19 protein-coding genes and 2 pseudogenes are annotated in these 23,371 nt (G+C 24.0%); 15 read left to right on the top strand and 6 right to left on the bottom strand.

Annotation, left to right across the window (positions count from 1 at the left end):
• Positions 1 to 134 (bottom strand): annotated as a pseudogene (locus tag OC701_RS01185) (elongation factor P); the annotation flags it as partial.
• Between the two features lie 480 nt (positions 135 to 614).
• Positions 615 to 1,244, bottom strand: coding sequence for a nitroreductase family protein (locus OC701_RS01180; RefSeq protein WP_304514287.1), 630 nt, complete (start codon positions 1,242 to 1,244; stop codon positions 615 to 617).
• 177 nt (positions 1,245 to 1,421) lie between these two features.
• Here OC701_RS01180 and OC701_RS01175 point away from each other — a divergent pair, with 177 nt between their 5' ends.
• The 7 genes from OC701_RS01175 (at position 1,422) to OC701_RS01145 (ending at position 9,853) form a co-directional block, all read left to right on the top strand.
• Positions 1,422 to 2,792, top strand: coding sequence for a Wadjet anti-phage system protein JetA family protein (locus OC701_RS01175; RefSeq protein ID WP_304514286.1), 1,371 nt, complete (start codon positions 1,422 to 1,424; stop codon positions 2,790 to 2,792).
• A gap of 103 nt (positions 2,793 to 2,895) precedes the next feature.
• Positions 2,896 to 4,755 carry a DNA polymerase III subunit gamma/tau gene (dnaX, locus tag OC701_RS01170; protein ID WP_304514285.1) on the top strand — a complete coding sequence of 620 codons (1,860 nt, stop codon included), beginning with the start codon at positions 2,896 to 2,898 and terminating at the stop codon, positions 4,753 to 4,755.
• A gap of 98 nt (positions 4,756 to 4,853) precedes the next feature.
• Positions 4,854 to 5,126, top strand: a complete 273-nt coding sequence (locus OC701_RS01165) for a YbaB/EbfC family nucleoid-associated protein (protein WP_004995129.1) — start codon at positions 4,854 to 4,856, stop codon at positions 5,124 to 5,126.
• 179 nt (positions 5,127 to 5,305) lie between these two features.
• On the top strand, positions 5,306 to 5,839 hold the full coding sequence (gene rpoE, locus OC701_RS01160) for a DNA-directed RNA polymerase subunit delta (RefSeq protein ID WP_304514284.1): 534 nt from the start codon (positions 5,306 to 5,308) through the stop codon (positions 5,837 to 5,839).
• Positions 5,840 to 6,591: 752 nt separating this feature from the next.
• Positions 6,592 to 7,296, top strand: coding sequence for a CDP-alcohol phosphatidyltransferase family protein (locus tag OC701_RS01155; RefSeq protein WP_304514283.1), 705 nt, complete (start codon positions 6,592 to 6,594; stop codon positions 7,294 to 7,296).
• On the top strand, positions 7,293 to 8,165 hold the full coding sequence (locus OC701_RS01150; RefSeq protein WP_304514282.1) for a phosphatidylserine decarboxylase: 873 nt from the start codon (positions 7,293 to 7,295) through the stop codon (positions 8,163 to 8,165). Before OC701_RS01155 ends, OC701_RS01150 begins: the two co-directional genes overlap by 4 nt.
• 59 nt (positions 8,166 to 8,224) lie before the next feature.
• A complete protein-coding gene (locus OC701_RS01145; protein WP_304514281.1) occupies positions 8,225 to 9,853 on the top strand; it encodes a CTP synthase in 1,629 nt (542 codons plus the stop codon).
• Positions 9,854 to 9,898: 45 nt separating this feature from the next.
• On the opposite strand, the gene OC701_RS01140 is transcribed toward OC701_RS01145, so the two are convergent.
• The 4 genes from OC701_RS01140 to OC701_RS01125 form a co-directional block, all read right to left on the bottom strand.
• Positions 9,899 to 10,399, bottom strand: a complete 501-nt coding sequence (locus OC701_RS01140; protein ID WP_304514280.1) for a hypothetical protein — start codon at positions 10,397 to 10,399, stop codon at positions 9,899 to 9,901.
• A gap of 140 nt (positions 10,400 to 10,539) precedes the next feature.
• Positions 10,540 to 11,154, bottom strand: a complete 615-nt coding sequence (locus OC701_RS01135) for a DnaD domain protein (RefSeq protein ID WP_304514279.1) — start codon at positions 11,152 to 11,154, stop codon at positions 10,540 to 10,542.
• Positions 11,154 to 11,834 carry a ribonuclease III gene (gene rnc / locus OC701_RS01130; RefSeq protein ID WP_304514278.1) on the bottom strand — a complete coding sequence of 227 codons (681 nt, stop codon included), beginning with the start codon at positions 11,832 to 11,834 and terminating at the stop codon, positions 11,154 to 11,156. Before rnc ends, OC701_RS01135 begins: the two co-directional genes overlap by 1 nt.
• Before the next feature lie 14 nt (positions 11,835 to 11,848).
• A complete protein-coding gene (locus OC701_RS01125; RefSeq protein WP_304514277.1) occupies positions 11,849 to 12,874 on the bottom strand; it encodes a phosphate acyltransferase in 1,026 nt (341 codons plus the stop codon).
• A gap of 1,553 nt (positions 12,875 to 14,427) precedes the next feature.
• Between OC701_RS01125 and asnS the strand changes: the two genes are divergently transcribed.
• The 8 genes and pseudogenes from asnS to OC701_RS01085 form a co-directional block, all read left to right on the top strand.
• Complete coding sequence (gene asnS, locus OC701_RS01120; RefSeq protein ID WP_420887965.1) at positions 14,428 to 15,786, top strand: asparagine--tRNA ligase; 1,359 nt, start codon at positions 14,428 to 14,430, stop codon at positions 15,784 to 15,786.
• Positions 15,787 to 15,846: 60 nt separating this feature from the next.
• The gene (locus tag OC701_RS01115) at positions 15,847 to 16,944 is read left to right on the top strand and encodes an ABC transporter ATP-binding protein (RefSeq protein WP_304514276.1); all 1,098 of its coding nucleotides are present in this window, start codon (positions 15,847 to 15,849) and stop codon (positions 16,942 to 16,944) included.
• Positions 16,945 to 17,904: a carbohydrate ABC transporter permease gene (locus tag OC701_RS01110; RefSeq protein WP_304514275.1), complete on the top strand. Its 960-nt coding sequence runs from the start codon at positions 16,945 to 16,947 to the stop codon at positions 17,902 to 17,904.
• Between the two features lie 11 nt (positions 17,905 to 17,915).
• On the top strand, positions 17,916 to 18,833 hold the full coding sequence (locus tag OC701_RS01105) for a carbohydrate ABC transporter permease (protein WP_304514274.1): 918 nt from the start codon (positions 17,916 to 17,918) through the stop codon (positions 18,831 to 18,833).
• Positions 18,817 to 20,511 (top strand): ABC transporter substrate-binding protein, encoded by a 1,695-nt coding sequence (locus OC701_RS01100; RefSeq protein ID WP_304514273.1) that lies wholly within the window; start codon positions 18,817 to 18,819, stop codon positions 20,509 to 20,511. The genes OC701_RS01105 and OC701_RS01100 overlap by 17 nt, the downstream gene beginning before the upstream one ends.
• 44 nt (positions 20,512 to 20,555) lie before the next feature.
• A complete protein-coding gene (locus OC701_RS01095) occupies positions 20,556 to 21,596 on the top strand; it encodes a DHH family phosphoesterase (protein ID WP_304514272.1) in 1,041 nt (346 codons plus the stop codon).
• 517 nt (positions 21,597 to 22,113) lie between these two features.
• Positions 22,114 to 22,266 (top strand): hypothetical protein, encoded by a 153-nt coding sequence (locus tag OC701_RS01090; RefSeq protein ID WP_304514271.1) that lies wholly within the window; start codon positions 22,114 to 22,116, stop codon positions 22,264 to 22,266.
• Positions 22,266 to 22,826: pseudogene (locus OC701_RS01085) on the top strand (tRNA modification GTPase); the annotation flags it as partial. The gene OC701_RS01090 and the pseudogene OC701_RS01085, both read left to right, overlap by 1 nt.
• Positions 22,827 to 23,371: the final 545 nt, after the last annotated feature.

Below are 23,371 nucleotides of genomic sequence, written 5' to 3'. Positions count from 1 at the left end.
TTAAAAGTATATTCTATAATACCACCTGTTTTTAAATTTTTTAATTTACTTCTAACAAAAGCAGAACCTTTACCAGGTTTAACATGCAAAAAATCAATTATTTGATAAATATTATTTTTTAATTTAAAAACTATAAAGCAATGGTTAAAAAAACAGTTATCACTGAAGGATATCAGATATGAACATCATTATCTGATTCTCTTCAAGTATATGGATAAATCTTCTTTTATCAATTGTTTATTTACAATGCATTGATAAGAAAATTAACATTTTGTTAACGAAAGAAAATTAGAAACAAATTAAAACTTATAATGCGAAAAGATTTACAAAAAAAATTAAAAATGTAAATTTTTAAATTGACAGATATCTTAATTTATATAAACTCCCAACTTAAGAGAATAATATATATTAGTTATACTAATGACTTTATCGTTGTCATTAAAGGAATCTTCGAATTAGCGCCAATAAAATAAAACTAAAACTACTCAATGGTCGGTCGGAATAAGAACTAGATTATTCTTAATAATAAAGGAACAAAGTTTTTATTTGATATTTTATTTTTTTATTGATTTAAATATTTTTTGACAAAATAAATCTATTTTTTAATAATAAATTTATAAAAAATGAACAAAATCATTTATATCAAGTTTGAAAGGTACCGAGTTTTCAATATTTTTATTTATTTTAGATTCGATTAGATCTTTCTGATTATTTCGACCTACAGCTATCAGAATAATAGGTATGTATTTGTTGTCTATATTGAATAATTCATTCAATTTATCAAAATGGCAACCTCCCATAAAACAAGTATTATAGTTAAAGTTTTGTAAAGTAATAGCGAGATTCCCTGCGATTAAACCGCATTCAAAAAAAATTTCATTTTTTAATTTGTGTTTATTCATATTATGATAATTTTTTTGGATTTGATTTAAGATAATTTTTTTTTGAGTTAATGTGATATTTTTATTTTTTAGTTTATTATTATAAATATAGGAGGCATCTTGGACTTTATTGATATTTCCGCATAATATTATAATGGCAGAACTATTTTGGGTTTGTTGAATATTACCTATTATGCATTTTTTGAGTTTTTCTTTATGTTCGGTTTTGTCAATTATAAAAAAACGCCATGGTTGCAAATCAAAAGATGAAGGAGTATAGCGAATTTCTTGAAAAACTTTTTGCCAAATTTGAGTGGGGATTCGATGATCGGGATCAAAAGATCTAATAGTTTTAATTTTCATATTATTTATTAATCCTTTATTTATATTTTATATAATTTTAGACAATGTATTTTAACAAATTTTATAGTTAATAATTGATTGTAAAGATTTAAAAAATAAATTAATATTAAGATTTTGAATAAATAAAATACAACAAATAAAATAAGTAAATTAGAAAGGTTTTTAGATTTTTAAAATATGTCGCATAATTTGTTCGATATTTTGCCATTAAATTTTTTTAATTTATTATCTTCTTCTAATAAAGAAATTTATTTGGATTGTCTTTTGTTATTAGCAGATTTAGCAAATGACGAATTTGATGGATATATTAATAAAACTTTAGCTATTTCTGTATTAGAAAATTATTTTAGTGATAAAAATAGTTTTTTTTTGGATGATGAAATAGATTCGAAAGTTTTAACCGATGCTAAACAAAAGGCTTCAAAAATTATTTATTTGTTCAAAAAATATGGATGGATCGGCGAAGAGCGTATTGGTTATAATAATGATTGTTTAAGTTTTTTTGATTATAGTTTAGAAATGATTCATTTTTTTAAAAAAACTGTAAATCAAGTAAAACCTGAATCTATTGGTAATATTTATAGTATTTATTCTTTGTTAAAATCTTTATTAATTGAAAAAAATTATGCTAATCTTTATGAAGCTTTAATTAAAACACAAAATATTTTGTGGAAATTAAAAATTTTAAAGTCTAATATTTATCGTTTTTATTATAATTTGTTAAATTCTAAAAATTATATAAACACCCAAATTTTGTTGTCTCAATTGTTAAGAAATTATAAAAAAAATTTTTTTGATTCTTCTTATTATTGGTTAAAAACATCAGATAATTTTTTCAAATATCGCAGATATATTAATTTATTTTTAAATCAATTGGAAGATTATCATATTTATTTAAAATATTTAAGCGAACAATTATGCGTTATTAATCGAAAAAACCCAGAAGAAAATATTGAATTAATCAAAGAACAAATTAAACAAATGAAACTTAATTTAAAAATTGCTGATAGATTAATAGAAATTATTGATATTAAAAATGAACAATATTTGCAAATTATTTGTCAGCGAATTTTATTGTTTGATAATAAAAAAGATAATTTGGTCAATGTATTGCTTCGTGGCATTAGATTGATTAATGAGTATGTTTTTGAATATAATTATTTATTCAATTTTAGTTATATTCATAATTTAGATCAATTTTCTTTTTATAAACCTCGTCGTCATAAACAAAATTTAGTTATTAGTAAATTAAATTTAATATCGGAAAAATCAAAAAATTTATTAATTAGTAAAAAAAATTATTTATTAAATAAAGATTCTTTTTATACTAAAGATAATATTCTTAAATTTGTTAAAAATTTAAAATTTAATCAAAATTATTATTTAGCTTCTGATATTAATTTAGAAAAACCTCAAGATTTATCTCGATTAATGTTAATTTTGTTATACTCTTCGAAATTAATTAATTTTTATTCTATTAAATTTTTGTATCGTAGAATTATAGTTAATAATATCTCTTTTTCTAATTTTGTAATAATTAAAAAATAGATATCGACTACTACTTAAATTAGTTCCTTGAGGATATTTAATAATTATTTAAATTAAAATGGTCAAAATATGAAATAATAAAATAAAAAGGTGTTGATTGTTCATGACTTATTTGTCTTTATATCGTAAATATAGGCCTCAAAATTTTCAAAATATTATTGGTCAAGATATTATTGTTAAAACTTTAAAAAATGCTATTCAATATTGTAAGATAAATCATTGTTATTTGTTTAGTGGTGATAAAGGCGTCGGAAAAACAACTTTAGCAAAAAATTTAGCTAAAGCTATTAATTGTTGTAATAATGCTTGTGTCGATTGTTGTAATACATGTAAATCTTGCATAAGTATAAATCAAAGAAACAATTTGGATTTAATTGAAATAGACGGTGCTTCTTATAATGGTGTAGATGAAATTAGAGAACTACAAGATACTTCTAAATATAAACCAATTTTTGGTAAATATAAAATTTATATTATTGATGAAGTTCATGTTTTATCTTATAATGCTTTTAATGCTTTGTTAAAATTATTAGAAGAACCTCCTGCTAAAATCATTTTTATTTTAATTACAAGCGAATTTAATAAAATTCCTAAAACTATTATTTCCCGCACTCAACATTTTGGATTAAAGCATATCACAGTAGAAGATATCCGGAAACAATTAAAATTTATATCTATTCAAGAAAATATTGATATTCACGAGGATGCTTTAAATCAAATTGCTATTTTTTCTAAAGGCAGCATGAGAGATGCACTCAATAGATTAGAACAAGTTAGCACTTATTATCATAATAGTTATATCGGTTTGGAAGAAGTTTCAAAAATTTTAGGATTAATTCCGAAAAATAAAATAAAGGAATTAATTAATTATTTATTAAATAGTGATTTTGTTGTTATGATTGATTTTTTAGAAAATCTTTTGCAGCCGCATGTAGATATTTTATATTTTATGGAAGATTTAATAGATTTTTTTTTCACTTTATTTATTAAAGAATGGCAAAAGGATGATAATAATTTTACAACAATATTTAAAAATTTAAATATTAAGGTTACAGATCAATTTTTTGTTTTTTTATTTAATTGGAAGAATAATATTAAACATACTGTTCATAAAAAAAAATATTTTATTATTAATTGTATTCAATTAAAACAGTTTTTAGTTTCTTATAGGGATCAAGGTAATTTAAATAACCAGAAGAAGATGATTTATGATAATATTAGGGTTAATTCAGAAAATTGTATATATGAAGCGGAGTTATTGTCATCTTCTGAAAAGATGTTAACAACTTCTTGTTTAAAGAATGTTAGTGAATCTGCTAATAATCCTAATTTATTTACATGCGATTGTGCAAATTTTAATGAGTTGACTTCGGCTAAGAATAAGATTACATTAGATAGTTTTCTTCACGGTATAAAGCAAATTTTAATAACTCCTGATTCATCTATGACTGAAAAATTAATTCAGAAATGGCATCAATTAACAAAAATTTCTGATAAAAATTTGGAAATGGCTGCTCTTTGTTTATACAAAAGTAAATTATGTTTGATTAATTTAAATAAAGAGTGGCTGATTTCTTGTACTAATACAGAAGAGTACCAACAATTACTTAAACCGCATATCAAAAATAAAATAAAAACCATTTTAAATAAAAAAAATAAATTAATTAAAGAGTATTTTGTAATTTTACATCAAGATTGGGAACACACATTATTACCTCTGTTTGAACAATATAAAAAAACTCGTCATATATGTGATTTAAAATTATTGAAATTGGATGTTGATTTTTATTTAAAACACGCTACATTTGCTTCTAAAAATAATTTTTTAACGAATTCGAGTGTTAATGTGTCAGAGAATATTCCTTTGTTATGTTCTGATGATTATAATAATTGTTCCGGAAAAACTCAATTTTTTAAATTAGCTATCGAATATTTCGGAATGGCTAAAGTTAAATTAAAATGATAAATAAGAAATTTTTTTGAATCTTTTATTTCTGTTATAGTTATAATATAATGATTGACGGATTAAAATTATAATTTAGAATAAGGAACGGATGTAATATGTTCGAAAAATTAAAAAGAATTCAAGAATCTATTAAATATGAGCAAAAAAAATTAGAATCTAGAGAGTTTACTGCTTGTGTTGGCGATGTAATGATCGTTATGCAAGGGACTAAACAAGTTATTGATGTGCGTATTCAAAATTCTCAAATTCTTAAAAATTTAGATCTATTACAAGAAAGTATTTTATTATCTTTTAATAATGTTTTACAACAAGTAGATAAAGCTTCTCGTGATGTTATCACAAGAGCTTCAGAATATTTAGAATTTTAATAATTGTCAATTAGATTTTTTGGAATAAATTGTATTGTTGATATTGTGAATTTATTTTTATCTGAATTATATTTATTAGTTATTGTGGATGTTTTTTTTAATATTTATGAAAGAGATATTAATGGTTTTGATAATTTTGTTACAAAACAAATATAATTAAGAAGGTTATTGAAAATATTATGATAAATGAAAAAAGTAATACTCAAAATTATCCTACAGAATATTCTATGTTGGAATTGGCTTTAGATATTTTACAGAAAAATCAAAAACCTATGTCTATTTATCAATTAATAGAACAGGTTTTTCAAATAAAAAAAATAGAAGATTTAAAATATGAACGTTTTTTACAATTATATTTGGATATTGTTACTAGCGGATTATTTGTATTTCATGGTGAAGATTTATGGGGAATTAAAACTGATAATTTAGATTTGTGGGATAAAGAATATTATGTAGATGAAGATAAATCCGATATTGATCCTGAATCATTAGATTTAAAATATTCTAATAATTTGGATGATGATTTTCGATTAGAAAACGATTCGGATTTCATCTCTACAGATGAAACAGCTGATCGTGAAATTTTAGGTGATATAGATGATTCGGTTTTAGAAGATGACGAAACTTCAATAAGAGATGAAGGTGATTCTTCTAATGCGGAAGATAAAAATGAAGATATTAATGAATATCATTGGGTGTCGAACGAATCCTGAATTTTAAGTTATCTAATTACTCGCTATTGATGATAAATTCTCTAAAAGTTTAAGCAATGTTGTTTCTAAAAAAGGTTAAACAACTAAGGATTATAGCAATTTCAATAGGTTATAATAAAAAGTAGTTATTCTCGCCGCCCAGAAACGGTTCTAATGATAAGTCAAAAGATCTTAGAAAGCATAACAAAAGTTATCTTAAAGAAAACTGTTTCGTAAATTACTATACGCGAGCGCTTCGGAGGATATTAAAATTTGCATTAGGTATTGGATAGTTTATCAATTAAAATTTGGAATCAAAGGAAATTAAGGTTCGATAATTAATTCTTCATTCTTTTTTTAGATTAAAAAATCATATTAATCGTCAGATTAAGAGCAGAAAGATTTGGAATTATGTTTTTAATATAACAAACATCTCGCTAGAAATTAAGAAATAAAGAACGATTAAAATCAACAATTAATTATGGTTGACATAAATTTAGTCTTCTTAATAGTATAAATTATGGCTAGTTAAATGATGAGAAACTCTTTGTTCGGTTTATTATAGGGGGGGTGTCTTTTTGTAATAGATAATTAAAATTATAAATCTGATTATTTAAACTCGCATAATCTATATCCATATATTAAGATGGTAGATATTTTTGTAAATATCAAGTTTTATCTTAAATTTGTTAATTTTTATATTATTTCATAGAGATGATATTTTAAAGTATTTTTCCTCGATTTATAATAGATGAAGGTTGTAATAGTGAATTATGTTTTTAGGAATTTATAATTATACTGTTTATTTGACTTATTTAAATTTGTTAAGTGGATTTTTGGGAATGATATTCGCTACTCAAAACAAAGTTATTTGGGCTTGTGTTTTATTATTATTATCTGGAATTTTGGATGTTTTGGATGGTATTATTAGTCGTTGTAAAAAAAATCGATCTCTTAAAGAAAAAAAATATGGTATTCAAATAGATTCTTTAGCTGATTTAATTAGTTTTGGTATGTTACCTATTTTTATAGGTATATCATTTTATAAAAAAATTTTCCATAAAGATTTAGATTTTAAAAATTATTATGATATTGCTTTTATTTTAATTAGTTGTTTATATCTTTTGGCATCTCTAATTCGTTTGGCTTATTTTAATGTTTTAAATGAAAGTTCCAAAAAAAAATCAAACATTTCTAGTTTTATTGGTGTTCCTGTGACTGTTGCATCTATTATTTTTCCTTTATTAGTTTTATTATTTTCTTTTGATCCTTTTAAAATATTATATTGGGATAAAATTTTTATAAGTGTATATGTTTTTTGTTTGATGTTATTGTCTTTTTTATTTATTAGTGATAAACTTCATTTTAATAAACCTGATATCTTGGGAATATTATTGATTTTGTGTTTATTATTAATTATTATGTTTATTTTTGTATTTATAAACAAAAATATTTTTTTTAATACGAGGAGAACGTGAATTTTCCATTTCGATCAAATGAAAAACATAATCAAGTGAAAAGTAGTTGGTTACAAAAATTTTTATATCAAGATATACACAAAAAATGGTGGAAACGATTTTTATTAAGAATATTTATTTCTCGTCTTTTTAGCAAAATATTTAGTTTTTATTTTAATTCTATCTTTTCACGTATTCATATCAAAAATATTATTATTAAACATCAAATTAATACTAGTTTATTTACAAAAAATTCATTTAAATCTTATAATGATTTTTTTATTCGTACTTATAAAAAAATTAATTTTGATGCTTCTCGTTCGGCTTTTATTAGTCCTGGAGAAGGTCAAATCCGTATTTTTAATATTAATGCCGAAAGTATTTTTAATATTAAAAATACTTCTTATCATTTAAATGATCTTTTGAAAAATGATTATTTAGTTCAAAAATATCTTCATGGTTTTTTAGTGATGTTGAGATTACAAATTTTTGATTATCATCGATATATTTTTGTAGATCAAGGTATCCAAGATGAAAAGCATGTGAAAATTAAAGGTCGTTTACATACTGTTAATCCTATTGCTTTTAAATATTTTAATGTTTTTTTTGAAAATAGTCGCGAATATACTATTTTAAAAACTTTTAATTTCGGGGATATTATACAAATAGAAGTAGGAGCTTTATTAGTAGGTCAAATCAATAACCATCCCATCCATAGTTTTCAAAAAGGTGAAGAAAAGGGTTTTTTTTCTTTTGGAGGTTCTGCTATTGTACTCTTAATCGAATCTAATAAAATTAAATTTAATCAGTTAATTTTGAATAATTCTCAAGTCGGTTTAGAAACTAAAGTGAATATAGGAGAGACTATAGGTTTTAAATTAAAACATTAAATTTCGCAAAGGTGGAATGAAATTAAAAAAATAATAATGAATGGATAGTTAATTTATCAATGCAGAAAAAAACTAAAATTATTTTTATTACAGGCGGAGTGGTTTCCGGATTAGGAAAAGGTTTGTTAGCTTCTTCTCTGGGATATTTATTAAAACAACGTAATTTAAAAATTTTTATGCAAAAACTCGATCCATATATTAATGTAGATTCAGGCACTATGAGTCCGCAACAACATGGTGAAGTTTTTGTGACCAATGATGGAGCCGAAACCGATTTAGATTTAGGTCATTATGAAAGATATTTAGATATTAATCTTACTAAAGATTCGAGTATTACGACAGGTCAAATTTATCAACACGTTATTCAACAAGAACGTCAGGGAAATTATTTGGGAAAAACGATTCAAGTTATTCCTCATATTACAGACGAAATCAAATCTCGCATATTGAAAAATGTTTCTTCTGGTGAATATGATATTTTAATTGTGGAAATAGGAGGAACCATTGGCGATATAGAATCTTTGCCTTTTATAGAAGCAATTCGTCAAATGCGACAAGATTTGGGTTTTGAAAATGTTTTATATATACATAATACTTTAATACCTTTTTTAAAATTTTCAGGAGAACCTAAAACTAAACCTACACAACATAGTGTGAAAGAGTTGAGATCTTTAGGTATTCAACCCCAAATTTTGATTTTAAGAAGTGAAAGTGATATTTCAGCAGAAATAAAAGAAAAAATTTCGATTTTATGTGATGTTAAAAAAGAGGCTATTTTTTCTAATGTTAATGTTTCTATTGTGGAAGCTATTGTTCTTAATTTGCATATTCAACAAATTGATAATTTCATTTTGAAATTTTTTAATTTAGAAGGTTTACCGGTAGCTAATTTATCAGCATGGAAAGAAATGATCCAACAGATGAAAATTTTAAAAAAAGTGGTTAAGATTGGTATAGTCGGAAAATATACTGCTTTTCATGATGCTTATTTATCTGTAGTAGAAGCTCTTAAGCATGCAGCTTATTTTAATAAAGTAGGTATTGACATTAGATTTATTTATTCTGAAGATATTAATAGCGATAATGTACATGATTTTTTGTGCGACTGTGATGGTATTTTAGTTCCTGGTGGTTTTGGTGGTCGAGCTATTGAAGGCAAATTACAAGCTATTCGTTATGCTCGTTGTCAAAATATCCCTTTTTTTGGGATTTGTTTAGGTATGCAATTAGCTGTGGTAGAATATGCTAATAATGTGTTAAATTTATTTGGGGCAAATTCAACGGAGATAGATGTAAACACTCCTTATCCAGTAATTAAGTGCAAAATTGCTGATACTCATATGGGAGGAACTTTAAGATTAGGTTTAAAAAAAACCCAAATTATAGCTTCTAGTAAAAGTTATGCAATTTATCAAAAATCCGTAATTTCTGAAAGATATCGTCAACGTTACGAAATGAATTCTGAATATATTTCTATGTTTACACAAAATAAAAATTTTATAATTTCTGGTTTAAATTTGCAAAAATCAATTGTAGAAATAATAGAATTGGTTAATCATATTTGGTTTATAGGGGTTCAATTTCATCCAGAATTTTTATCTCGCCCCTTTAATCCGCATCCTTTGTTTAAAAATTTTATTTTAACTGCAGTAATTTATCGCCAAAAGAATAAAAAAAAGTGTTCATAAACGAACACTTTTTTATTTTATTAAAATTTTAAATATATTTTATTATTATAATTTTAAGTCTGATTTAGCTTTATTTAATGCTTCATCAATATCGGTAGTTTTAATCATTTTGTTAACAAATGCTTGTACTTGTGAATCGTCTGACCAATCGCTGTCATTAGCATATTTTAATGCAGCTTCAGCTTTTGTGTTTAAACTATTTGCTAAGTCCATTGTTGTGCTAGAGATTTTTTTATCTTTAACGTCTGCTTTGTTATTTTCTGTAAATGCTTCTACTATTTTTTTTGTAGCATCAGATGCTTTTTGCGCTTCTTTTTTAGCATCATCTAAAGTAAGATCTGATCTTTTGGTTTTTCCAGTGAAATCTTTAATTTCTACTTTTAAATTTTCAATATCTTTAGTTGTTAATGTTTTTACTGTAAAAGGAGCCCAATGTAATAATTTGGCTGTTATTAAATAAACAATTAAAGCTATAGCTGCAGATGCTAAAACACCCACTGTAATTTTGCCGTTTTTAGTTTGTAAAAAATTTTCTTTGTGATTCATAAAGAAACTTTTTCTTCTCCTCTATATTATATAATTTTATTATTAAATCTTTTGATTTATAAAAAAGATTCAATATCGCCTTCAATTATAACATATTTTTAGCGTTAGATAAGGTAAAATAATAAATTATTTTTAATTCATTATTTTATTTTATCAAAAATTTTATGTAAAGTTTTTTCTATATTTTTATCTTGTGATATATTTTGTTTATTTTGATAATTTAGTAAACTATTAATGTAAAAAATAGATTTTTTTTTATTCACATGTGCTTGTTGGATTGCTTTTATAATTTTGTCTTGTGGATAATTAAATTCGATATACCATTTTTTAATTATTTCTAATTCTTGACTATTTAACACATCTCCTTTCATTTTTTCAATATTAGATATAGTATTACTAATATTTGAAGTGTTTTGGTGTTTTAAATTAGTTAATTTTGTTTGTTTATATAAGTTTTCAATTTGGTGAAAAGTTTTATTAAGATCAAACATTTCTTGGACTTGATTATTAATTTCTTTTTGATATAAACATAAAAAATTTTTTTTTATCAAAGTGCTTAAAATAGTATCTATTTCAGACAGAGATAAATTAGTTTGTTGTACTAGTTTTTCCGTTGATAGAATGGGATTTTTGTATTTTTGAAAGAGCAATAATAACATTTTTACTTCTTTAATGAGTAAATTAAGTTTTAGATATTGATTAATTAAAAGTTTTTCTATATCTAAATATCCTTCTTCATATATTTGTTTTAACATTATTTTAACTTACTTTCTTGTGATAATTTTTCTAAAGCTATTTTAGCTGCTTGTTGTTCAGCAGATTTTTTGGTTTTTCCTTCACCTTTGCCTAATAATTTTTCAGATAAATATACTTCAGCAATAAATTCTTTTTCATGCGCTAATCCTGTTTCAGCAACAATTTTATATTTAATATGTTGATGACGTGTTTGTACTAATTCTTGTAGTTGTGTTTTAAAATCAATAATATCTATGACTTTGGATAAACAAGGAACTACTATATAATGAAAAGTTTTTTTAACTTGTAAATAACCTAAATCTAAATAGATGGCCGCAAATAAAGCTTCAAAAGCATCAGCAATAATGGAATAATTATACACTCCTCTCTTACGTTCGCCTTTTCCTAATAAAATATATTGTTTTAGATTTATTTCAGCTGAATAAATTAATAAAGATGCTACGCAAACAGCTTGAGCTCTTTTTTTAGTCATTATACCTTCGTTATCTTGATTTTTTCTATAAAGATAATTAGCCATAAGAAAATTAATAATAGAATCTCCTAGAAATTCTAATCTTTCGTTATTTTGATTTTTTAAATTATGTTCATTAGCATATGAACTGTGTGTTAAAGCATTAATATATAAATTAATATTTTTAGGCTTTATATTTAATCTTTTAAATAAATTTTGAAGATACATGATAATCCTTGTATTTATTGAAACTTTTCAATTATTTTTTTTAAACAATTTTTTTTGATTAAATTAATCGTTTGATTAATAGTTTGATAAAAAGTATTACTCGTAGAATTACCAGGAGCTTTAATAATCAGTTTATTTAATCCTAACAATATAGCTCCTCCTGTTTTATCTGTATTGAATTGTTGGAAATGTTTTTTTATGTGTTTTTCTAAAAATATTTTGCTAATTATTTTGGTACAAAGATTACTAGTGAGTATTTGTTTTAAATGTTTTTTATACATTTCTACAGTGCCTTTGTATGTTTTTAAAATCATATTAGCTGTAAAACCATCACTTATTAAAATATCAGCTTCTGTATTAAAAAAATTATTCGGCTCTTCATTACCTTGGAAATTAATATTTGGATTATTGCTTAATAATTTAAAGATATTAATATCCATAATTCTGCCTTTATTAGACTCTATACCTATATTTAAAAGTTTAATTTTCGGGTTAGTAATATTTAATAATGTTTGAGCTAAAAAATGAGCGCATATAACAAAATCTAAAATATTTTCTTCTTTTACTTCTGCATTGGCCCCTGCATCTGTTAAAATTCTAGTTCGATTATCAATTGATTTAAACATAAGTGCCAATGATATTCTCTTTATACTAGGTAAAGTTCCTATAATAAGATAACTAGCTAAAACTAAGGATTGTGTTGGTCCGGCTGTTATAAAACTATCTATTGGAGATTGTGGAGTGGCAATATCTTTAAGAGCTACTAACATGGAATAGGGAAGATTATCTCTTATAGCTTCTCTGATATTTTGAGCATTCATGGGTAAGTACAATGGGGTATTTATAATTTTTAATCTTGTTTTAATGGAATTTAAAATATTTTTTGTAAATATTGTTTGTAAACAATTTTCTATTTGATTTTGAATACCATATAAATAAATATTCAAATTTTGATTTACAATTAAAGCTTTTATTGTTCCTTGAATTACTGTTTGAGGCGCAAAATCTCCGCCCATAGCATCTATAGCTAGTGTAATCATATAAAATCCTTATAATTAAAATTTTTAATTTTTTTAAAATTTTGTTTTATTAAAAATTTATTTAAATCTTTATAATAGTTTATAAGATTTTTTCATTAATATTATTAATTAAAAAAATGCATTTTTTATTTTTACTTCTTTACTTCTTATAATTATCAGTTCAAACAATTATTAAATAATATTAAAATAAAATAATATCTTTTTATTAAATAAGTAATTTTTGTTATTCTACTATTAAAAAGAAGTCGCTTTATTCTTAGTAGGTATAAATAGCTTGACCTCGCATTATTCACTATCCAATACTACTAAAATATATATCGATAGATTCCGGATTGCTCGGTATAGTGTTTACGAGATAGGTTTGCTTCTCTACATCTACTTTCCCTCTTAGGCCATCCTAGGCTTATTCATCGAACTAGGTGGAGAAATCTTTTGACTAATTATTTTTTTTAGTAATCTGCTTTTAAGAACTATTTTAATACCTTATTTTTTTCTTTAAGAAAATGTATTTTAGTCTTTCATGTGTTTATCTTGCCGGTGATTGGTGAAATAACTAGATATTTAGGTATTTTTGGTGTATAAGAAATTCGCATTTTTTTAATTTATAAAATTTTTATTTTAATTAATGATAGAATATTGTATTAACGATGAATATTTAATATTTAAAAAAATAATATCAACTTTTTAATTATAACATATTTTGTAATTATGACATTATAAGTTAATTTTTATTTAAAAATCGTTTAAAAATGCTTATTTATCTTTTTTATTTCGAATTAAAACTTAAAATTTCAATGGAAATACATACTTTTATTTTTGATATTTAATTAATTATAATTTATTTAATTTTTTCTTGACATTTAATATAAAAATTATATAATTCTAATATGAAATTACTATAGTTTATAGTAATTAATTTTAAATTATTTTCCTTTCTTTTTTGTAACATTAATGAATCTTTTAATAAGTATAAAAATTATTTAAAATTTATTTAATTTTTATTTTTTTAAAGAAAATTTTATTTTATTATTTTTATCAAATTCCAATAATTTATTGTTATTCATTTTTTCAAGTACAAATTATAAATGTATTTTAGTATTTATAATATGATATGAGGTTTTTCTATTAACAAACTTCTTTTTTGCATAAGATAAAAAAATTTTTTTAAGATAAAAATAAAAGTATTTTTATTTACATTATATGTATTAAAATAACTTGTTACATAAATAAAATTAATAAAATTTTTAAAAGATAAAAAAAGATAATAACATGATAAAATAAATTAGTAATAATTTGTTTAAACTAGCAATTAAAGATATTAATAATTAAAAAAGATAGAAATTCGCTTGTATATTGATTACTACGTTTAGTTTATAAAATTAAACGAAAAGATAAAGTTTATCATCTTCTATTTAATTTTATTTTAGTACTTTTATTTTAAATTTAATAATTAAAAAATTTAATTTCAATATTTATATTATTGAGGAATTTATTGAAAGAGATATATTATTTTGTATGTTTGCTAACAACACTGTTAAAAATATTTATGAAAAATATCCATTTTACGTAAAAAAAAAATTTCTATTAATGGTTGGATAAAAAATTGTCGTTTTCAAAAAAAAATTTTTTTTATTGATATAAACGATGGGTCTTTTGTTGAAGATTTGCAAGTTATTTGTAAAGATAATGAATTTATTTGTTTAAAAAAAATTAAAAATGAACTTAATATTGGCGCTTCTGTTTATATAGAAGGTATTTTAATGCCTTCAAAAGGTTCTTTAACTAGAAATTTAGAAATGGCGGCTTCTCGTTTTGTTATTTTAGGTTCCAGTTCTGTTGAATATCCTATTCAACCAAAACCACATTCTAAAGCTTTTTTAAGGCAATTACCTCATTTAAGGTTAAGAACAAAACTTTTTGGTGCTGTTTTTAGGTTACGCAACACTGTTACCTTTGCTATACATAATTTTTTTCAAAATAAAGGTTTTATTAATATTCACACCCCTATTATTACTGCCAATGATGGCGAAGGAGCTGGATCTTTATTTCAAGTAACTAGTTTTGATCTTCAAACTTTATCAAATAAAAATATTATCGATTTTAGAAAAGATTTTTTTGGGAGACCTGTTTTTTTGGCTGTAACAGGACAGTTAGAAGCTGAAGCTTTTGCAACAGCTTTAAATAAAGTTTATACTTTTTCTCCTACTTTTAGAGCAGAAAAATCTAATACTTCTCGTCATATTTCTGAGTTTTGGATGATCGAAGCGGAAATGGCTTTTTGCGATTTATCATTAAGTATTATTTTAGTTCAACAAATGCTGCAATATGTTATTAATTTTTGTTTACAAAATAATAAATCTGATTTAGATTTTTTTGATAAAAATATTGAACCTGGTTTAATTAATAGATTAAATTTTGTTGTTAATCTTAAAGATTTTCCTCAAATTACTTATAAAGAAGCTATGGTTATTCTTAATAAAAGTGTTTATAATTTCCAACAAAAACCTATTTATGGCGAAGATTTATCTACAGAACATGAAAAATATTTGACAGAAGTTATTTTTAAAAAACCTATTTTTGTAACGCACTGGCCTAAAAATATCAAGGCTTTTTATATGCGTAATAATGACGATAATGAAACAGTTGCAGGTATGGATTTATTAGTGCCAAAAGTAGGAGAATTAGTAGGCGGTTCCCAAAGAGAAGAAAGATTGGAAATTTTAGAAAATAAAATGCATGAAATGCAAATAAATACAAAAGATTTAAATTGGTATTTAGATTTACGTCGTTTTGGCAGTTGTATTCATTCTGGATTCGGTTTAGGTTTTGAACGTATGCTACTTTATTTAACAGGTTTAGAAAATATAAGGGATGTTATTGCTTTTCCTAGGAGTTATTCTAATATTTCGTAACATTTCTTTGTTAAATAAAAAATTCTAAAAAACAAAATTAAAAGAGGTTATATAAAAAGCATGTTTATTAAAATGTCAAATGTTTCTAAAGTTTTTGTTAATAAACATAATCGTAAAAAAACTTTCGCAGTTAAAAACATTAATTTGGAAATTAAAAAAGGAGAATTGGTAAGTATTTTAGGCCCTTCAGGTTGTGGTAAATCAACTATTCTTTATATCATAGCAGGTTTAATTTCCGTTACTGAAGGTAATATTTTTTTTGACAATATTGATGTTACAAAAGTTCCTCCGGAAAAAAGAGGAGTCGGTTTAGTATTCCAAAATTATTCTTTATATCCTCATATGACTGCTCGTCAAAATATTACTTTTCCTTTGCAAAATTTAAAAATATCTTCTAACAAAATTCAAGAAGAATTAGATAAAATTGCTGCTTTGACATCTACTAGTGATTATTTAGACAAAATGCCTTTTGAATTATCCGGAGGTCAACAACAACGTGTAGCTATCGCTAGAGCTTTAATTAAATATTCTGGTATATTATTGTTAGATGAAGCTTTATCTAATTTAGACACTCATTTACGTATTAGGATGAGAGATGAAATACGTAAAATACAAATTAAAACTAATGTAACAGCTGTTTTAGTTACTCATGATCAAGAAGAAGCCATGTATATGAGTGATAAGATTTATGTCATGAATAAAGGTACTATTCAGCAAGTTGGGACTCCACACGAAATTTATAATAATCCTGTAAATTTGTTTGTAGCTTCTTTTTTAGGTGTTCCTCTTATTTCTGTTTTTAATGGTATATTGCATTGTGGTAATTTAAAAATAGGTAAAAATATTATTTTACAAGATCAATGTTTTCAATCATTTAATAATAAAGAAGTTTATGTTGCGATTCGACCTGAAGGTTATGAATTAAAACAAGATGGAATTTTTGAAATCGAAGGTATAGCATTAGAAAATTTAGGTCGTGAATTAGTTTTATTAGCTAAAAAAAATGAGTCTATTTATAAGACATTTCAAGTTATTATACCTACTTATCAACAAACACAATTAAATGCTAATAAAATTAATAAACAAAAAATTCGTTTTGATATTAGAAAAAATAAATTATTCGTTTTTGATAAAATTAATGAAAATAGGATTTTTTAAATGTTAGAAAATATGGGACATAAAAATCATAGACATTGGTATTATTTAGCACCTATGTTGGTTTTTTTAACTGTTTTTACTTTTTATCCTTTAGTGAAAAATATTATTATTTCTTTCAATGCTAAATACGATAAATTTAACGATTCTTTTAGCATGAAGCTTTATGATTTTTTTAGTTTAAGCAATTATATTTCTATTTTTAAAGATATAGATTTTATTTTTGCATTACGAAATACTCTTATTTTAGTAATTATTTGTGTACCAATATCTATTTTTCTATCTTTAATTATCGCTTTAGCTTTAAACAGTGTTCGTAATTATGTAGTACAACATTTTTTTAAAACATTTTTTTTATTACCTTTGTTATCTAATACCATTATTATGAGTATGATTTTTGGTTCTTTTTTTTATTACAATACTACTGATTTAACTTCTTATAGACCTGAAGGATTATTCAATTCTTTTTTAGGTTTTTTCGGTATTAAACCACAACCTTGGATAAATATCTCTGCCCCTTATTCTCATAAAATTTTTGTTTTAGTTTTTTATAATATATGGGCTAGATTACCTTTTAAAATTTTTGTTTTTATTTTATCTTTGCAAGATATTGATAAATCTTATTATGATGCTGCTAAAATCGATGGAGCTTCTAAATTTCGTATTTTAACAAAAATAGTTTTACCTTTATTAGCTCCAATTATTTTTTATCAATTAATAATCGAAACTTTAATGGTTATTAAAGAATATGAATCTGTTATAGGTGTTTTTGGAAGGGATGCTAATTATCGAGTACAAACTTTAGTGGGTTATATTTATAATCAATTATCTAGTTCTCATTATAATTCTTATTCTAAAGGAGCTGCTGCTGCTACGATATTATTATTAATTTCTGTTGTTTTTACTACTATGAGTTTTTATATTTCTAAAAAAGAAAATAAATATATGAAAGTGGATTTGTAATAATTATTTATATGGATATTAATAAGATTTATCGTTCTATAGGCGTCAATATTTGTAATATTAAACATAAGTTAAGTAAAATAAACTATTTCATTATTATCAAGTATTTGTTTTTGATATCAATTTTATTATTTTTAACATTTCCTTTTTATGTAATGGTTATTACCTCTTTAAAGAGTAATGAAGATATCAGGCAAAATAATTTATTAAGTTGGCCTAAACAAGGTTTACAATTTATTAACTATAAAAATGTTTTTGCTATTAAAGATTTCAAATTTTTAAAATATTTTATAAATACTTGTATTATGGTTTCTTTATCTACTTTCGCAGGTACTGTTTGTTGTGTTTTAGCAGCTTTTGCTTTAAGTTTTTTTATTTTCCCTTTGAAAAGAATTATTTTAATGTTATTGTTTTTAGCTATGTCCATTACAAGCGAAACTTTAATTTTGACTAATTTTCGTACTGTTTCTAATTGGGGTTTAGTTGATAATGGTAATGGTTCTATTATTCCTGGTGGTGTTTATTTAGCCATGACTTTTCCTTATTTAATTAATGTAGTGCATTTATTTTTATTAATTCAAACTTTTAAACGTGTCCCTAAAGAACTATATTATACTGCTAAAGTAGATGGTATTAATAATTTGCAATATTTATGGAAAATTTTATTACCTATAACAAAACCTACTGTTATTGTGATTGCGGTTTTCAGAACTATAGCAGCTTGGAATGCTTATGCTTGGCCAGAATTGGTGGGGGCGAAGTTATTAACCAATATGATAAGAAAAATTTTCGATTCAGATAGTTTTATGGATAATTTAAATCTTCAAATGGCTATTTTCGTTTTAATTAACTTGCCTTTATTATGTTTATTTATTATTTTTAAAAAATATATTATATCTGGAGATAGTCGACGTGGTATTAAGGGTTAATTTAAAATCAAAAATTTTAAATCTTGGTAATGTGAGCAAAATATTTATATATTTTAGTGCCATTATTATTTTTATCATAATATCTAATTCTTTGCGAATCTCTAAAAATAACGAATTTTTTACTAAAAAATATCATGATTTAGGTAATTTAGTTAGTAAAAAATTTCACAATCATGAATCTCAAATTAATTATTTTAAAAATCTTCAAAAACCTGTAGAAATCATTTTTTGGCATAATTTATATCCTAGAGAATTAGAAATTATTAAACAATCTATTAAAGAATTTGAACAGCATAATCCTAATATTAAAATTAAAGACGTTAATAAGGTGAATTGGGAACAAATTTGTAAAAGTGTTGCTAATTCTTTGCCTGTTGATAAACAACCTAATATTGTTTTTTCTTATGATGATCATATTGAATTTTATTCTAAATCATTTAAAGTTGTACCATTAGATATTTTTATAGATTCTGATGAAGATTTTCGTAATAATTCGGAAACTAAGAATAAATATAGTTTTTTTAAAGGTTATGCTAAAAAATTACAATTACCTAACGTTTATGACGGAAAACCTCACCATTATAGTCTTCCATTTGTTAAATCCACAGAAGTTATTTTTTATGATAGTGATTTATTTAAACAATATCGCGACGAGTTAAATAAATTTTTTTATGAAAAACATAAGATAGATTTTAAAGATCATTTCTCCGAAATTATTGATTATCATGGTAAATTTGATTTTAACGTTTTAAAAGTTAATAAAAATTATTTAACTTGGCCTTATTTAGAAACTTTGTCTTCTAAACTTGTTGAACTAAAAAAAGATCCAACTTTTATTCCCATCGCATCTGAAAGTTTGGCCAATTTAATTATTATTAGTAACGAACAAAAAGGGATATCTTATCCGAAAGATTCGAATTCAATTAAGAGTTTTTTGTTAGATGAAAATGTTAAAAATAATATGCAATATTTTAAAGAACATTTTTATAATAAAGGTTTGTTAACTAGTTCTAAATTAATTGGTATCAGCAATAAAGAAATGTTTATGCAACGTAAAACTGGTATGTTTATTACTTCTACTAGAAGATCTGATTTATTACATAATCAAACTTCAGATTTTAATATAGAAATGACTCCTTTCCCTTGTATGAGTTATAAGGATGAATACAAAAATATTATTCAAGGTCCTAATGTTAATTTATTTTATTCAGAAGATAATGATAAAATATTAGCTTCTTGGTTATTTTTAAAGCATTTACTTTCTGAAGATCTTTATATTGATATGCTATTATGTAAAGGCGGTTTTATTATTACTCGTGAAGATGTTTTAAACACTTTAAAAAATATAAAAATCTTTTCTTATATTAAGGAACAAATTGAAAAATTGACAAAAAGTCTCAGCGATAAACAAAATTCGAAAACAATAAAAGATAAAAAAACAGAAATAAGAGAATTGTATAAATATAAATCGGTTAAATTTGCTCTAGAAAATACTTATGATAGTAACAATAAAGATACTTATTTTACGACACCTATTTTTTCTGATGTAGTATTTTTTCGTTCAATACTAAATGATTTATTTGCGGAAATTTTAGCTATCGATAATCAAGCAACTAATTTAAAACAAAAAATAAATTTTTTATTTATGGAAGCTTATAAAAGAATCGCCAATGATTAATAATAAAAAAAATTGATTTAATTAAATATAGGAGAAGATAAAAAATGGATCAAAATTTGATACAAAGGAATTCCAAAACGATATCTATAAATCACTTAATTCTTCGCAATATAAATGAATTCGATGTTATTACTATATTTGGGCATAAAAATCCAGATGGAGATTGTTATGGTTCCCAATTAGGATTGAAAGATATTATTCAACAAAATTTTCCTAATAAAAAAGTTTATACTCTAGGCGAAAATAATCCTATTTTTTCATTTTTAGGTGTAATGAATGAAATTAATGATGATATTATATCTCAATCTTTAGCTATTGTTGTGGATTGTGGCAATATTAATGTAATTAGCGATGTTAGATATAAAATAGCTAAAAAAATTATACGTATTGATCATCATTTAATAGGAGAAATTTACGGAGATGAACAAAATTCTTGGATTGATCCAAGTTTTTCTTCTTGTTCGGAAATGATTTATACTTTTAAAGAAATTAATAATTTAAATTTGAGTATTAAAGGTGCTTTACCTATTTATATCGGTATGGTCACAGATACTGGTCATTTTCGTTTTGATAGAGTGAATTATAAAACTTTACAAATTGTTTCTGATTTATTACGTTATGGTTTTGATGCTTTTCAAATTGATACTAAAATCACTATCCAACCTATTAATATATTAAGATTTAAAGGCTATGTATGTAGTAATTTTATTGCTGAAGATGGTTTGATTTATATTAAGATTACTCATGACATTATTGAACAATTTAAATTGAAATTTGAAGATATTAACGGTGTAGTTAATATTTTTCATAATATTCAAGGATACCCTGTATGGTTATTTATAATAGAAAATAAGGTTAAAAACTATTGGAAGATAAGTATACGCTCGATAGGACCTCAAATTAATCATATTGCCCATCAATTTAACGGTGGAGGTCATTTTCGTGCTTGTGGTATGAATGTGTATAATCAGCAAGAAATTCATCAAGTTATTGAATTAGCTAAAAACTCTATTAAAGAGTATGAGCGCCAAAGAGTCTTAAATATCATGTCTTCTGACCGAAATGACCATAATGATAAACACTGAAAAGCTAAAAATGGTTTTTAAAAGAAAAAACCATTAGGAAATTATATTATTTCTTAAAAACTGATTGCAACAAAGTAGTTAGTCAAGAAGATACCGCTGCCGAATGGTTTTAAGGATAAATCGAAAGATCCTAAGAAAATAGTAGATTTAATATTAAAACCTTCTTCGTAAATTACTGCGATCGATTAGTCTAAATTTGATCAATAATGAATTGGATAATTTATTAATTAAAAAATCTGGAATATCACCGTTTTCGCAACGGCAAATTATTCTCGATAATCACAGAGTCGATATTTAAGAATAACTTGGAAAATCTTTAAGATAGAATTATTATAAATTAATCAATAATGAAATAAAAATTATTAGATCCAGAAGATAAAGCATTTTTTTAGTATTCGGAGGGGTAAAATTTATCTAGAATGATAAAGAGAATCATCATCCTCTTAAGATGAAATTTATTTTTTATTGATAAATCATATGGCAAGCCGGATGTTGAATAAATTGTTTCTCGGTTTAGATGGGTGGGATTATTTGTAATAATACCGGAAAGACAAATTTTGAGATTGAAATGCAAATATTATTATTTAATAATAACAAACAACAATTTATTAATGTGTTAATTAAAAATATTAAAATAATAAAAAAATATATTAAAAAAGCGAGTGAATAATGTTTATACAAGAAGAAACTATTGCAGCTATTGCTACACCTTTAGGTATAGGTAGTATTAGTGTAATTCGTGTAAGTGGATCAAAAGCTATTGAGGGTATTAATAGCATTTTTAAGGGTATTAAAGAAATTAATTTATTAGAAGTGGAAACTCATACTATTCATCACGGTTTTATTTTGAATCATTCAGGTGAAGTTTTAGATGAAGTTTTAATTTCTATTTTTCGGTCTCCTAGATCTTTTACAGGAGAAGATGTTATTGAAATTCAAGCTCATGGAGGAACTTTAATTACTAAACTTGTTTTAGAAAGAGTTTTGTCTTTGCCATTTATTAGATTGGCAGAGCCAGGTGAATTCAGTAAAAGAGCTTTTTTAAATAAAAAAATCGATTTATTGCAAGCAGAAGCTATTATGGATTTAATTTATGCTAAAAATATTCAGTTTATTAAATTGGCCAATGCAGGTTTACAAAAAAAAATTTCTAAAAATATTCAAGATTTGAACAAACAAATTTTAAATTTAATAGTTAGTATAGAAGTGAATATAGATTATCCTGAATGGGCGCCCAAGAGGCCTAAATTATCGAGTTATCTAACCAATAGCCAGGGCAGATAAACCCTTGAAAGGATATGGTTGGTCAGGCAAACGAAAGAATGTCGGATTATAGCAGACCATAAAAGCGGGTTGCGACGAAGTAGTTAGTCAAGAAGACACCGCCACCGAATGGTTCTAAGGATAAGCCAAAAAAGGCCTAAGAAGATAAGCAGATGTAAATATATAATTACCTGTCTCGTAAACTACTGAAATCGAGCTGTCCAGAGCCTATCAATACTATGTTCAGGTATTTGATAGTTTATCACTTAACCAACCTGGAATCTCACCATGAATAAAATGGTTACTTCCCCTAAGGAATCAAGGTTGATATTTAGCGTAACTGGGAGAATCCTAAAGGCGAGTTATTAAATTAACGAATAATGAAATTAAAGTCATTATAGCCCAAGGAGAAAGCGACTTCTTAGTAGTCGGAGGAGTAAAACTAGGATCTGGAATGATCCAGTTAATCGTCCTCCCTAGAACAAGGTTAACGACCTTGATAGGGCGAAAGA

Origin of the sequence: Candidatus Phytoplasma bonamiae (assembly GCF_030586845.1) — a bacterium.
In the GTDB taxonomy this organism is placed as follows: domain Bacteria; phylum Bacillota_I; class Bacilli_A; order Acholeplasmatales; family Acholeplasmataceae; genus Phytoplasma; species Phytoplasma bonamiae.
This window is presented reverse-complemented; position numbering and strand designations above follow the sequence as displayed.